Annotated in this window: 1 protein-coding gene; it reads left to right on the plus strand. The window is 46.1% G+C overall.

Translation table 11 applies throughout. From position 1 onward, the window contains the following. On the plus strand, window positions 1–215 hold a 215-nt coding region (locus tag JWH17_RS25055; protein ID WP_205223768.1), incomplete at its 5' end, for a transposase. Window positions 216–356: the final 141 nt, after the last annotated feature.

Consider the following 356-nt stretch of genomic DNA (forward strand, 5'->3'; position numbering starts at 1 on the left):
GCACTCGGAACCGAAAGCTGACAGCTCGGGAACAGAAGAGTAACAGGACCAAATCGAAGGTTCGTGTAAGGGTTGAGCATGTTTTCGGTGCGCAAACCCAGAAGGCAGGAAATTTGCTTGTAAGAACAGTCGGCCTGGCAAGGGCGACGGTGAAGATTGGGATGAGAAACCTTGCGTACAATATGGATCGGCTGGGCACATTGCTTGTAACATAGCAGGAAAATGGGTTTCAGGGCGATTGAGTTGTTCGCTGCAACCCCAAAAACACGAAAATTTAAATGTTGAATTGACCCTGATTTCCATATTTATCGCATAATTAAAGACGCTGGGGAATAAACCATTTATTCGAGATTCCC

The sequence above is a fragment of the Desulfogranum marinum genome (genome assembly GCF_016918565.1).
Taxonomy (GTDB): domain Bacteria; phylum Desulfobacterota; class Desulfobulbia; order Desulfobulbales; family Desulfobulbaceae; genus Desulfogranum; species Desulfogranum marinum.